Here is a 13,934-nt window from a genome sequence, read left to right on the forward strand (position 1 = left end):
CATCCGGATGGCGATGGTGAATGCTGCTTTTCTTTGGCACGGACTGCATGGCCGCTTTGCTCATGCGCTTGCCCGCCTGCCGCCGCTGACAGGACGGCAGCCAGGCAGGCTGGAACGATGGGCGCTGTACAAGCTGGGCATGCATCAAACGGCCGGCCATGCCCCATCCGCTTGCCATGCGGACCCCATCAGCGAGTTTGCGCGGACGGTCTCCGCGGCATCTTGCGGACATGCCCAAGCGGCGATGGATAGCCTGAATGCGTTGCGACAGCGGCGGGCGATATCGCGGCTGCGCATCCCGCTGGCCCATGCCTTGGCTCCATTGATGCCCGAGGCGGCCCTGCAGTTGCTGGAAACCTCCCAGCGACCACCCGCGGCCCTGCAGATCGGCCTCTTGCTGCGCAATGGGCACACTGCCGAGGCCCGGGAGCGGCTGCGCGCCTTGCCTGGCGCAGCTTTCCGACAGCAGCCGGAGCTGCATCTATTGCACGCCAACGCCTACGGCGGCATGCCCAGCAAACAGCTACAGCGGCTAAACGCCTTTCTGTCCGCGCATGCCCTCCCTCCCTTGCGCTTGCTCGATTCATCCCTGCCGCCATCCACAATGAACGTGGGCGCTGCGGAGCCCTACCGTCAAGCGCGCGGCCCGCTGGTGACCGTCTTGATGACCACGTTCCGCTCCGGTTTGCGCGCGGTTTCTGCCATTGAGTCGGTGCTCGCCCAGAGCTACCAGGACCTGGAGTTGATCGTGATTGATGATGCCAGCGACGACGATACCCCAGCTCTGGTGGCGCAGCTGGCCAGCCGGGATGCCCGGCTGCGGTTGATCCGGCTGCCGCGCAATGTCGGCACCTTTGTCGCCAAGCGCATCGGGCTGGCACAAGCCAAGGGGGAGTTCGTCACCTGCCATGACTCGGATGACTGGATGCATCCGGAGCGGCTGGCCCAGCAGGTGGCTCCCCTGCTGGCCAACGCGCGGCTGATCGCCACCACCTCGGACTGGGTGCGGATTCAGGACAATGGCGCATTCCATGCTCGCCAGGTATACCCTCTCAAGCGCATCAATCCCGCTTCTCCCCTGTTCCGGCGCGAGCGGATATTGCGGGAAACCGGCGCCTGGGATTGCGTGCGCACCGGCGCCGACAGCGAGTTCCTGGCTCGATTGGCCCTGGTGTATGGCGCCAAGGCCATCAAGAAAATCCGGCAGCCGCTGACGCTGGGCAGCCACAGGCCCGGCTCCCTAATGACCGCCGCCGTCACCGGCTACTCGGATGCGGGCATTTCGCGGCATCGCTTGGCGTACTGGGAAGCCTGGTCGCACTGGCATATCGCCACCCTGGCCAAGCACCAAGTGCCCCGTATCCCGGCGTCTATCCGGGATGCCACTTTGAATCGTCCCTTTCCGATACAAACAAACCAATGCATCGCGGCAGGCCATCTGGAAGCCTGCCTGCGGGACACACTCAAATAATTCAGAAGCTGGAAAAGCATTTATGACTCAGAAAATCAAGAAAGCCATCTTTCCAGTAGCCGGCATGGGCACCCGCTTCCTGCCGGCCACCAAGGCCAGCCCCAAGGAAATGCTGCCCATCGTCGACAAGCCGCTGATCCAGTATGCCGTGGAGGAAGCGGTGGCTGCGGGCATCACCGAACTGGTGTTCATCACCGGCCGCAACAAGCGCAGCATCGAGGACCACTTCGACAAGGCCTACGAGCTGGAAACCGAACTGGAAATGCGCAACAAGCATAAGTTGCTGCAACTGGCTCAGGATATCCTGCCGCCGCACGTATCCTGCCTGTATATCCGTCAGTCTGAAGCGCTGGGACTGGGACATGCCGTGCTATGCGCCCAGCCGGCGGTGGGCGACGAGCCGTTTGCGGTCATCCTGGCGGATGATCTGATGGATAGCGAGCCGGGCGCGTTGGCGCAGATGGTGAAACTGTATGAGCAGCGACACACATCAATTCTGGGCGTGGAAAACGTTCCGCGCGAGGCAACCGGCTCTTATGGCATTGTGGAAACCATGCAGCAGGACCATGGCGCGCAGCGGGTAAGCAGCATTGTGGAAAAGCCTCATCCGGATGTGGCCCCCTCCACACTCGCCGTAGTCGGCCGCTATATCCTGACACCGCGCATTTTCGACAAGCTGAAGACGGTGCAGCCAGGCGCCGGCGGCGAGATCCAGCTGACTGACGGCATTGCTGCGCTGATGAAGGATGAGAGCGTGCTGGCGCTGCCGCTGGAAGGGACCCGCTACGATTGCGGATCCAAGCTGGGTTACCTGAAGGCAACCGTGAACTTTGGACTACGGCATCCGGAAACCCGGCAAGCATTCTCTGCTTTCCTGGCTGAAACCTCGCTGTGACCATCGCCATTTTTTCCCGCGGCATCCTGCGCATCCCGCATCTGGAAAATCTGCTGGGCCAGCCGGTTTCCGACATGCGCGGGCTTGGCTGGCTCTATTCCGGCGCCCAGCCCTCCGCCGTGGCAGGCTGGGGCCTGCGCCCCAGCGCGGCGCGAGCACGCGCCCACGCCATGCGGAAGGAGTTGCCTTACCTGGCGCTGGAGGATGGGTTTCTGCGCTCGCTGGGCTTGGGTGTGGCGGGAGAGCCGCCGCTGTCGCTGGTAATCGACGATCTGGGCATCTATTACGATGCCAATCGTCCCTCCCGGCTGGAACAGCTCATCGCCGCATCCGAGTTGACCTCTGTTGAATGGCGGCAGGCAAACCGCGGTTTGGAATGGATGCGCCGCCATCGGCTATCCAAATACAACCACGCGCCGGACATCTCCCTGCCTCTGCGCGAAGGCCAAACCCGCGTCCTAGTGCTGGATCAAACCGAGGGCGATGTCTCGGTACGGCTCGGCGGCGCAGATGCGCAAACCTTCCGAACCATGTTGGATACCGCCTGCCGCGAGCATCCTGGCGCGGAGATATGGGTCAAAACGCATCCGGACGTGGTGGCCGGCAAAAAACGCGGCCATCTGCCGCAACCGCCAAAGGGAGTGCGGCTGCTGGCGGAAGATGTTTGTCCGCAATCTCTACTGTCCCAGATGGATGTGGTCTACACCGCGACATCGCATATGGGATTCGAAGCATTGGTGGCAGGCTGCCGCGTGGTGTGCTTCGGCATGCCATGGTACGCAGGCTGGGCGTTGACCGATGATAGGCATCCCCGCATAGAGGAGCTCAGGCCGCGTCGCGCGGGCCCGCGTTCGCTGGAACAATTATTCCATGCGGCCTACCTGCGCTATGCCCGATACATCCAGCCGGAAACCGGCCAACCCGGAACATTCTTCGACGCGGCCGAATGGATACGCTTAAACCGCGGCTTGCAGGCGCAGAACCAGGGAACCTTGTGGTGCGTGGGCATGAGCCTATGGAAACAGGCGGTGGTCCGGCCCTTTCTGAGCGCCCCCGGCAACCGGATCCGCTTTGTTCGCAAGCTTCCCGCCAAGCTGGAGCCTGGCAGCCGCGTAGTCAGTTGGGGCCTGCGCTCTCCCGCGCGCGCGGCGGCACAAGCTGCCGGCATGCCGGCGCTGGCGATGGAAGACGGTTTCCTGCGATCGGTCGGCTTAGGCTCCAACCTGCTGCCCCCGCTTTCGCTCGTGGTTGACAGCGGCGGCTTGTATTACGCCTGGCAATCGGGAAGCGACTTGCAGCATCTGCTGAATACCTCGATGCCGGATGAGGTAGAACTCGACCGGGCATCCCGGCTACGAAAACGGCTCGTGACCAGCCGCCTCAGCAAATACAATATCGGCGACGCCTTTCAATTAGCGCCCGCCGCAAAGGGAAAACGCGTGGTGCTCGTGCCTGGGCAGGTTGAAGACGATGCCTCCATCCTCATGGGATCGCCATCGATTCAGACCAATCTGACGCTCCTGCGATCGGTGCGGCACGCCTGCCCGGAAGCATGGTTGATTTACAAACCCCATCCTGACGTAGTGGCGGGCAATCGACGCGGCTCCATCCCGACGGAGATGCTGGCCGGCTTGGCCAACCAGGTTGCAATTGATGCCGATATCGCCTCCTGCCTAGCCATCGCAGATGAAGTGCATACCATGACATCGCTAGCCGGTTTTGAAGCGCTGATGCAAGGCAAGGCCGTGCATTGCTACGGAGCGCCCTTTTACGCTGGCTGGGGCCTGACCCAGGATCGGCTGCATCTGCCGCAAAGGCAAAAGCGGCTCAATCTTGATGAGTTGGTGCATGGCGCGCTGATAGCGTATCCACGCTATGTTCTGCCTGGCCGCAAGGGATTTGCTCGCGTAGAAGCCGTGGTCAACCTTCTGGAACAACTTAGCAACGATCGCCGAACAACCGCGCATGGCTGTTGGCTCACGCAGCTATGGCGCAAAGTTAGAGGGCTGATGAAAACGTTCGCTCATCCATCATGATGGCTTTGCTCAAGCAGGCTTTAAAAAAATAAATTCAGAAAAACGATGTCCACTCAAGTGCATTAATGTATGGGCGCAAGGCAAGGTGAAAACACACACCACCACCCCATGCTGCGAACAGTTAAAATCAGGGGCCTAAACCAAGGCTTCCATGCGATATAAGTTGAAACAAAACCAATTATGCTGGCAGCCCAATCTTTACTTAAACATCGCAGGTTATTGTTACTGCAAGGCCCTATGGGTGGTTTCTTCAACCAGTTGGCAGACTGGCTGAGCGCGCATGGCATAGAGTCGCGAAAAATCAATTTCAACGGCGGAGACTGGCTATTTCATCGGCGTGCGGGCACAATACATTATCAAGGCCGCATGTCCGCGTTGAGCCGCTGGCTACGCAGCTACATTCAGCGTGAAAACATTGATGCCCTGGTATGTTTCGGCGATTGCCGCCGGCCACATCAAGTCGCCGCGCTAGTCGCCAAAGAACTAGGGATAGCGTTCTATGCTTTTGAAGAAGGCTATTTGAGACCCGATTACATTACCTTGGAAGAAGGCGGCGTCAATGCCTTCTCGCAACTGGCGCAGAATCCAGAGCGCTATCTACTGCACGAACCCGTTCAACATGAACGCCCCCAGCCCACACGCCCATCATTCCAGCGCATGGCGCTGACTGCAATGGCGTATTACAGCTCAGGCTGGCTGTTACGCAAACATTTTCCATATTATCGCCATCACAAGGATTTTTCGCCCTTCCGGGAATTCGCCTACTGGATGCGCGCCGGCTGGCGCAAACTACTATATTGCATAACCGAAAACAGTCTGACTCGTCGTATCGCCAACCAATGGCAAAACCAGTATTTTCTGGTGGCATTGCAAGTTTTCAACGATAGCCAGATCCGTCAACACAGCTCTTATGAAGACATACGTGACTTCATTGTTGAGGTCATCGATAGTTTCGCCAAGCATGCGTCCTCTCAGCATCGCTTGGTATTCAAACATCATCCGATGGATAGAGGCCACCGGAATTATGGTGAATTCATCCGCCATCGCGCCGGCGAAGCTGGCATTGCCAGCCGAGTTCACTACGTTCATGACGCCCACCTGCCAACACTGCTCAAGCGCAGTCGAGGAGTCGTGACAATCAACAGCACCGTGGGTCTATCCGCTGTCTATCATGGCCGACCATTGATCGCCATGGGGCGGGCTTTATACGATATCAGCGGCCTGACCTTCCAGCATGGGCTTTCCCGCTTCTGGAACGAGCATTACACCGTAGATAGCAATCTCTACAACAAACTGCGCTCGTACATGCTGAAGCACACGCAGCTCAATGGCGCTTTCTTCGGATGCTCGCCCTGGATGAGTCATGCCAAACTAAAGCCACAGTCTGATCGCTGGCATGCCACGCTTAGATTCGGCCAGCTCACGGGTCTGACCCTGCTGGTGGATGGCGGAGCCGCTGACCTGCTGGAAGCATGCCTGGAATGGCTTGCCATGATCGGTTAAGCCCCCGCGTGCGCCTGAGCCAGAATGAAATTTGCATTGCATTTACATAAGCAAATTTCTTGCCAATGCAAACAATGGCACTATGAGCCTAGTAGCCCAAAATATACAAGGAGCGCCATGCTCCCTACAATCCGGCATCAAAAGCATCACCCTATCCTCACCATGTCGGCTATTAGCATTGGTATCCAGAAGTGGCTTTTTATTTAATTCAGAAAGAAGCCCATGAAGAAGATAGACTCACTGCGTACAGTTTTTGACAAGCCCATCCATCGCAGAGGTTTCCTGCTTGGTTCCTTGGCCCTGCCTCTGGCCGCATGCGGGGGCGGCGGCAGTTCCAACACAACGTCGCCCCCCTCTCAGCTGGCGGCGACGATTCGTTTTTCGCAAGCAACTTCCGGGGCATTGCTGAATAGCACCTATGCCGGTCTCAGCTACGAGAAAACCCATCCCAATCTATTTATCCCAAGCAATGCCAATCTAATTAATCTATTTCAACTACTTGGCAACAATATTCTACGCCTCGGGGGCAACTCAACCGATCAAACCAGCTGGAATGGCTTGATTCCAGGCACAACCGCCATCACCCAATCCCAACTTTCCAATCTGGCGGCTTTCTTGCAAGCCACCGGTTGGAAAGTCATTTATGGCCTCAACTTGGCTGGCAGCAGCCAGACACCCGATGCGAACAATGCCCGGCAAGAGGCGCAAGCCGCCGCCGCGACATTAGGCAACAGCCTCATTGGCTTCGAGATTGGCAATGAGCCCGATTTATATGTCAGTCAACGCGGCTACCGGCCATCAGGATGGAACTACAGCAACTTTCTGTCTGAGTGGAGAAGCTTGGCGCAGGTTATCCACTCCGTCGCGCCCGGCATTCCATTGACAGGACCCGCCTCATCCAACGAATACAAGCAGTTCACCGATCCGTTTGCTCATGATGCAGGCAGCAGCATTTCCATGTTGACCCAGCATTACTACATCGCCAACGGACAAGATCCAGCCTCCACGATAGGGAAAATGCTGCAGCCGGATCCCAAGCTAGCCGCCATGCTGCAGGCCGTCGCGCAGAGCGCTGCCGGCGCTGGCATAAGTTTTCGCATTGCGGAATGCAACTCCTTCTACGATGGCGGCGCTCCTGGCGTGAGCAATAGCTATGCTTCAGCATTGTGGGCACTCGACTACCTATTCACTTGCGCGCTCAATCAATGCCAAGGCGTCAACCTGCATGGTGGAGGTAGCAGCGTCTATTCAGCGCTGATAGACAACGGCACACGTATAACCGCAGTCAATCCTTTGTTCTACGGCATCATGCTATTCACGCTGGCAGCGCAAGGCCGCGCATACCAAGTCGATCTATCTGTCACCGACCCGAGTGCCAACTTCACCGCTTACGGTGTTTCGCGACAAGATGGCGGTCAAAATATTCTCATCCTCAATAAAGACTCCAGCCGATCAGTTCAGACAACCGTACACTTCGCATCGAACATCCAATCCCTCAAGCAATGGACGCTCACTAGTCCGGCATTGAATAGCCAGACTGGCATCCTGCTCAATGGGGCCGTTATCAGCCTCAATGGCGGTTGGAACAGCACGCCCCCCATTGTCAGCACTAGCAATGGCTCATTAACCCTCAGTGTGCCACCCATTACCGCCGTCTTGCTGCAGTCTGCTTGATTAAAAACCGGATACAACAAGGCCCAAACTGCGTTCATTCTTCACAGTTTGGGCCCTGAGCAATCGAGATAACAGACTAAAACTGCTTAACTCAATCAAAACCCGCCGGGTTCCGGCTCTGCCAGCGCCAGCTATCGCGGCACATTTCTTCCAGACCCTTTTCAGCCCTCCAGCCCAACAGGCGCTCGGCGGCGGCGGGGTTAGCCCAGCACTCGGCGATGTCGCCCGGGCGGCGCGCGACGATCTCGTGCGGCACGGCCACTTCATTGACGCGCTCGAAAGTCTTCACCATGTCGAGCACCGAATAGCCCTTGCCGGTGCCCAGGTTCGCCGTCAACAATCCTGGCTGCCTGTGCAATGCCTGCACGGCCTTCACATGGCCGATGGCAAGGTCCACCACATGGATGTAGTCGCGCACGCCGGTGCCGTCATGGGTAGGATAATCATTGCCGAACACCTTCAGGCAAGCTTGCTTGCCGCTGGCGACCTGGGTGATGAAAGGCATCAGATTATTCGGGATGCCGTTCGGGTCTTCGCCGATATCGCCGCTCTCGTGCGCGCCGATCGGATTGAAATAACGCAGCAGCGCGATCCGCCATTCCGGCTCCGCCTTGGCGAAATCGCGCAGCATGTCTTCGACGATCAGCTTGCTGCGGCCGTAGGGATTGGTCGCCGACAGCGGAAAATCCTCGGTGATCGGCGCGCTGGCCGGATTACCGTAAACGGTGGCGGAGGAGCTGAACACCAGCCGGCTCACGCCATGGCGCTTCATCGCGCGCAGCAGCGACAGCGTGCCGCTGACATTGTTCTCGTAATACTCCAGCGGTTTGGCCACCGATTCGCCTACGGCCTTCAAACCCGCGAAATGGATCACCGCTTCGATGGGATGGCGGAACGCTTCATTCAGCGCCGCCTCATCTCGGATATCGCCCTGGATGAAAGTCAGCGGCTTGCCGGCCAATGCCTGCACCCGCCTCAGCGCTTCTTCCTTGCTGTTGCAAAGATTGTCCAACACCACCAGCTCATGGCCGGCCTCCAACAATTTAACGCAAGTATGGCTGCCGATATAGCCGGCGCCGCCAGTCACCAAGATCATCATTTCTTCCTATTTTTTTGAGCGCGCCACCATTGTAGGTAAAGATAAAGAGCCCTGTCCAAAGCAAAACAGCGTCCGGATGGACGCTGTTTCATTGCCGAGCGGAGCGATCAGTGCTTGCGCCCGATCGCCCGCGCGCCGATGTCGCGGCGGTACTGCTTGCCGGCGAACTCGATGGCGTCGGCCAATTGGTAAGCCCTGCCCTGCGCCATCTTGACGCTGTCGCCCAGGCCCACCGCGCACAGCACGCGGCCGCCGCTGGCGCGCAGCTGATGCTGCTCGTCGAGCGCGGTGCCTGCGTGGAACACGATGCCGTCTTCGCTTTCAGCCGGGATGCCGTGGATGGCGTCGCCCTTGCGCGGCGCGTCCGGGTAGCCGGCGGCGGCCAGCACCACGCCCAAGGCGACGCGGCGGTCCCATTCGGCCTCGACCTTGTCCAACTTGCCGTTGACGCCGGCGTCCAGCAACACAGTGAAGTCGGTCTTCAGCCGCGCCATGATGGGCTGGGTTTCCGGGTCGCCGAAGCGGCAGTTGAACTCGATCACCCTGGGGTGGCCTTCGTCGTCTATCATCAGCCCGGCGTAAAGGAAGCCGGTATACGGATGGCCGTCCTTCTTCATGCCCTGCACCACCGGCTGGATGATTTCGCGCATCACGCGGTTGTGCACCTCGGGCGTCACCACCGGCGCCGGGCTGTAGGCGCCCATGCCGCCGGTGTTGGGCCCCTGGTCGTGGTCCAGCAACCGCTTGTGATCCTGGCTGGTGGCCATCGGCAGCACGTGCTCGCCGTCCACCATCACGATGAAGCTGGCTTCCTCCCCGACCAGGAAATCCTCGATCACCACGCGGCTGCCGGCCTCGCCCATCTTGTTGCCCAGCAGCATGTCGTCGATGGCGGCGTGCGCCTCGTCCAGCGTCATCGCCACCACCACGCCCTTGCCGGCGGCCAGGCCGTCGGCCTTGATCACGATGGGCGCGCCCTTGCCGTCGACGTAGCCATGCGCGGCCGCAACGTCGGTGAAGGTCTGGTAGCCGGCGGTGGGAATGCCGTGGCTCTGCATGAAGGCCTTGGCGAAATCCTTGGAGCTTTCCAGCTGCGCGCAGTACTGCGTCGGGCCGAACACTTTCAGCCCCTCGTTGCGGAAAGCGTCGACCACGCCGGCGGCCAGCGGCGCTTCCGGGCCGACCACGGTCAGGTCGATCTTCTCTTCCTTGGCGAAGGCCAGCCACTCGGCCACGCCGTTGGCCGGGATATTGGTCAGATTCGCGTCCTGCGCGGTGCCGGCGTTGCCCGGCGCGACAAAGACCTTGGACACGCGCTTGGACTTGCCAATGCGCCAGGCCAGCGCGTGCTCGCGGCCGCCGGAGCCGATCACGAGAACTTTCATCGGGTTTCCATTCTATTGTGTGGGGCGGCGGCCCTAAGCCGCCGCCTATTGGCGCCTACCTGAATAGCATAGCGCCAAGTCGGTTTCATTACCGCCGTTTCCATCGGGTCGCGGCGGCTTGCCCGCCGTTGTCAGTGGCGGAAATGGCGCACGCCGGTCAACACCAGCGCGATGCCGTGCTCGTCGGCGGCGGCGAACACTTCTTCGTCGCGCATCGAGCCGCCCGGCTGGATGATGGCCTTGATGCCCTGCTCGGCAATCACGTCAATGCCGTCGCGGAACGGGAAGAAGGCGTCAGACGCCGCCACCGCGCCGGCCAGGCTCAAGCCGGCGTCCTGCGCCTTGCGCGCGGCGATGCGGGTGGAGTCTACGCGGCTCATCTGGCCGGCGCCGATGCCGGCGGTCTGGCCATCCTTGCAGAACACGATGGCGTTGGACTTGACATATTTGGCCACGCGCCAGGCGAACAGCAGGTCCGACATTTCCTTGGCCGTCGGCTGGCGCTTGCTGACCACGCGCAGCTCGTCCAGGCCGACGTTGCGGATGTCCGGCGTCTGCACCAGCACGCCGCCGCCGACGCGCTTCAGCTCGAAGCGGTTGGCGCCGGCCTGCAGCGGAATCTCCAGCACGCGCACGTTCTTCTTGGCGGCGATGATGGCCTTGGCTTCCTCGGTGAAGGACGGCGCGATCAGCACTTCCAGGAACTGGCCGGTCACGGCTTCCACCGTGGCGGCATCCACCGGACGGTTGAAGGCGATGATGCCGCCAAAGGCGCTGGTGGTGTCAGTGGCGAAGGCCAGCTTGTAAGCGGCCAGCGTGTCCGGGCCGACCGCCACGCCGCAGGGATTGGCGTGCTTGACGATGACGCAGGCGGTGTCGTCGAAAGTCTTCACCGCCTCCCAGGCGGCGTCGGCGTCGGCGATGTTGTTGTACGACAGCTCTTTGCCCTGCAATTGCTTATAGTGCGCGATGCTGCCGGCGGCCGGATCCAGGTCGCGGTAGAAGGCGGCGGCCTGGTGCGGGTTCTCGCCGTAGCGCATGTCCTGCACCTTGATGAACTGGGCGTTCAGGCGGTTCGGGAAGGCGACGCGCTCCGGCTTGCCGGCCACCACGCCATCGGCCAGGCTGGTCAGATAGTTGGAGATGGCGCCGTCGTAAGCGGCGGTGTGGGTGAAGGCCTTCTTGGCCAGCTCGAAGCGGGTGGCTTTGGCCAGCTTGCCGCCGTTGGCTTTCAGCTCGCCCACCAGCGCCGGGTAGTCGGCGCTGTCAGTGACGATGGCGACGTGGGCCCAGTTCTTGGCGGCGGAGCGCACCATGGTCGGGCCGCCGATATCGATGTTCTCGATCGCGTCCTCCAGCGAACAGTCCGGATTGGCGATGGTGGCTTCGAACGGGTAGAGGTTGACGCACACCAGATCGATGTTGCCGATGCCGTGCTCGGCCATCGTCGCCACATGCTCGGGCAGGTCGCGCCGGCCCAGGATGCCGCCATGCACCTTGGGATGCAGCGTCTTGACGCGGCCGTCCAGCATTTCCGGGAAGCCGGTGTAATCGGACACCTCGGTCACCGGCAGGCCGGCTTCCAGCAGCAGCTTGGCGGTACCGCCGGTGGACAGGATGTGCACGCCCAGGGCGGACAGCTCCCTGGCGAATTCCAGCACACCGTTCTTGTCGGACACGCTGATCAGCGCTCGTTCGATCTTGGTCATGTTTCTCTACCGCTTTGGCTATGGATGAACACAAAAAAACCGGCCCAGGCCGCCGACGACGCGCATCGTCGAGATTTCAACTTTAGCAATCGGCAGCCTGTCCATCGAGTCCCGGCCCCTCTCCGCGCGGGAGGGGCCAAAAAAAACCGGCCACCCTGTTACGGTGTGGCCGGTTATCTTCAAATCAAATCATACGACTTCATCTTCTTCCTCAGCGTGTTGCGGTTCAATCCCAGCAACTCCGCCGCTCGCGTCTGGTTGCCCTGGGTGTGTATCAGCACCACCTCCAGGAGCGGCTTCTCGACACAGGCGAGCACCATGTCGTAGATGGCCGACGGCGCCTCGCCGTCCAGGTCGCGAAAGTACTGCTCCATCGCCAGCCGCACCGACTGCGATATGTGATCGTTGTTTTGCATCTTGTTATTGGTATCCAAAAGTCAGGGTCCCCAGCAGGCCGCGGCGTCAGGCGCCGCAGGCCTCTCCCTCCGCCACGGCGTCGCCGTCGCGGTCCAACTTGTCCTCATCCTCGACTACATAGCTTAGACGATCGCCAGAGTCGCCCAGCCTGGAGAAATACTCACCCACCGCCAGCCGCTGCTCGTCGGTGCTCTCCAGCTTGTACATCTGCTGGCGGAAGGCGTTGCCGCCGGCCAGACCCTTGGTGTACCAGGCGATGTGCTTGCGGGCGATGCGGCAGCCCGAGTACTCGCCGTAAAAACCGTAAAGCTCGTCCAGATGCTCCAGCATCAGCGCGCGGATCTCGCCCACCGTCGGCGGCGGCAGTATCTCGCCGCTGTCCAGATAATGCTGGATCTCGCGGAAGATCCACGGCCTGCCCTGCGCCGCGCGGCCTATCATGATCGCGTCGGCGCCGGTGTCGTCCAGCACCCGGCGGGCCTTCTCGGGCGAATCGATGTCGCCATTGGCCACCACCGGGATCGACACCGCCTGCTTCACCACGCGTATCGTGTCGTACTCGGCATCGCCGCGGTACATGTCCTCGCGGGTGCGGCCGTGCAAGGCCAGCGCCGCGATGCCAGCGTCTTCCGCCATCTTCGCCACCGTCAGCGCCGTCTTCACCTCGCGGCTCCAGCCGGTGCGGGTCTTCAGCGTCACCGGCACGTCCACCGCCTTCACCACCGCCTCCAGGATGCGGTTCACGTTGTCCAGATCGCGCAGCAGCGCCGAGCCGGCCGCCACATTGCACACCTTCTTCGCCGGACACCCCATATTGATGTCGATGATCTGCGCGCCGTGCTCCACGTTCAGCCGGGCCGCGTCGGCCAGCATCTGCGGATCGCCGCCGGCGATCTGCACCACGATGGGCTCGACCTCGCCTTCGTGGTTGGCGCGGCGCAGCGTCTTGGGCGTGGTCCACAAGGCCTTATTGGCGGTGATCATCTCGGAGACGGCCATCCCCGCCCCCAGCCGTTTGCACAGCATGCGGAAAGGCCTGTCCGTCACCCCGGCCATCGGCGCCACGATCAGCCGGTTTTTCAGTTGGTACGGTCCTATCTGCATGACAAATAAATTACGGGTAATGGCTGGGAAGGGTCGGTATTGTATAGCGATTTTCGCCGGTCGGGAAAAATTTTTGCTTATTTTTTAAGCAGATTCGATAGCCGCGGATAATCGCGGTCGAAAGGGATGAGGTGGGAGTCGGCCGATAAGCCGGGTTCTGTCGTTGGACAATCATTCCTCTAGGCCTGCCGTTGCCGACAGGCTCAAGCAACCTACCCGGGGACAACGCGAGCCACGTTAGCGCCCCCCTATTTGGTCTTGCTCCGGATGGGGTTTAGCCTGCCGTCCGTGTCGCCACGTCCGCGGTGCGCTCTTACCGCGAGCGGGTTTCCCCGCCCGTCCGGGCCGGCTTGCGCCTCCCGGTACACCTTTTCACCCTTGCCTGATCCGCCCTTGCGGGTTTTTGTCGGGACAAGCCCTCCAAAAAGACTTTGTCGACCTTGCGGTCGACAAGTCCGGCCATCGGCGGTTCAGCTCTCTGTTCCACTTTCCGTCGCCTCGCGGCGCCCGGTCGTTAACCGGCATCCTGCTCTATGGAGCCCGGACTTTCCTCCCCGTCCTTTCGAACGCGGCGATTGCCTGGCCAACTCCCGAGCGCGATTTTAACGGAAATTGGATATCGCCGCCTGACAATTTTTCAT

General features: G+C 60.7%; 10 protein-coding genes and 1 other RNA gene. 5 read left to right on the forward strand and 6 right to left on the reverse strand.

Translation table 11 applies throughout. From position 1 onward, the window contains the following. Nucleotides 1-7: 7 nt before the first annotated feature. From VA599_RS18530 to VA599_RS18550, 5 genes are all read left to right on the forward strand, one after another. Nucleotides 8-1,471, forward strand: coding sequence for a glycosyltransferase family 2 protein (locus tag VA599_RS18530; RefSeq protein WP_346789948.1), 1,464 nt, complete (start codon nt 8-10; stop codon nt 1,469-1,471). Nucleotides 1,472-1,493: 22 nt separating this feature from the next. Continuing rightward, on the forward strand, nt 1,494-2,366 hold the full coding sequence (gene galU, locus VA599_RS18535; protein ID WP_346789950.1) for a UTP--glucose-1-phosphate uridylyltransferase GalU: 873 nt from the start codon (nt 1,494-1,496) through the stop codon (nt 2,364-2,366). Further along, nucleotides 2,363-4,402, forward strand: coding sequence for a capsule polysaccharide biogenesis protein (locus tag VA599_RS18540; RefSeq protein WP_346789952.1), 2,040 nt, complete (start codon nt 2,363-2,365; stop codon nt 4,400-4,402). Before galU ends, VA599_RS18540 begins: the two co-directional genes overlap by 4 nt. A 180-nt stretch (nt 4,403-4,582) precedes the next feature. After that, nucleotides 4,583-5,905, forward strand: coding sequence for a capsule polysaccharide biogenesis protein (locus VA599_RS18545; RefSeq protein ID WP_346789954.1), 1,323 nt, complete (start codon nt 4,583-4,585; stop codon nt 5,903-5,905). 222 nt (nt 5,906-6,127) lie between these two features. Further along, nucleotides 6,128-7,579, forward strand: coding sequence for a glycosyl hydrolase family 79 N-terminal domain-containing protein (locus tag VA599_RS18550; protein WP_346789956.1), 1,452 nt, complete (start codon nt 6,128-6,130; stop codon nt 7,577-7,579). Nucleotides 7,580-7,670: 91 nt separating this feature from the next. On the opposite strand, the gene galE is transcribed toward VA599_RS18550, so the two are convergent. The 6 genes from galE to rnpB all read right to left on the reverse strand — a co-directional run bounded on the left by galE (nt 7,671) and on the right by rnpB (nt 13,884). Further along, complete coding sequence (gene galE, locus VA599_RS18555) at nt 7,671-8,678, reverse strand: UDP-glucose 4-epimerase GalE (protein WP_031295885.1); 1,008 nt, start codon at nt 8,676-8,678, stop codon at nt 7,671-7,673. Nucleotides 8,679-8,785: 107 nt separating this feature from the next. Beyond that, complete coding sequence (gene purD, locus VA599_RS18560; RefSeq protein ID WP_346789958.1) at nt 8,786-10,063, reverse strand: phosphoribosylamine--glycine ligase; 1,278 nt, start codon at nt 10,061-10,063, stop codon at nt 8,786-8,788. Between the two features lie 131 nt (nt 10,064-10,194). Then, on the reverse strand, nt 10,195-11,772 hold the full coding sequence (purH, locus tag VA599_RS18565) for a bifunctional phosphoribosylaminoimidazolecarboxamide formyltransferase/IMP cyclohydrolase (protein WP_346789960.1): 1,578 nt from the start codon (nt 11,770-11,772) through the stop codon (nt 10,195-10,197). Between the two features lie 179 nt (nt 11,773-11,951). Further along, complete coding sequence (locus VA599_RS18570; RefSeq protein WP_011134100.1) at nt 11,952-12,188, reverse strand: helix-turn-helix domain-containing protein; 237 nt, start codon at nt 12,186-12,188, stop codon at nt 11,952-11,954. Nucleotides 12,189-12,234: 46 nt separating this feature from the next. Further along, nucleotides 12,235-13,293 (reverse strand): tRNA dihydrouridine synthase DusB, encoded by a 1,059-nt coding sequence (dusB, locus tag VA599_RS18575; RefSeq protein WP_021475865.1) that lies wholly within the window; start codon nt 13,291-13,293, stop codon nt 12,235-12,237. 130 nt (nt 13,294-13,423) lie between these two features. Further along, an RNA gene (rnpB, locus tag VA599_RS18580) (RNase P RNA component class A) lies at nt 13,424-13,884 on the reverse strand. Nucleotides 13,885-13,934: the final 50 nt, after the last annotated feature.

This window comes from Chromobacterium indicum, from assembly GCF_039708975.1.
Classification (GTDB): domain Bacteria; phylum Pseudomonadota; class Gammaproteobacteria; order Burkholderiales; family Chromobacteriaceae; genus Chromobacterium; species Chromobacterium piscinae.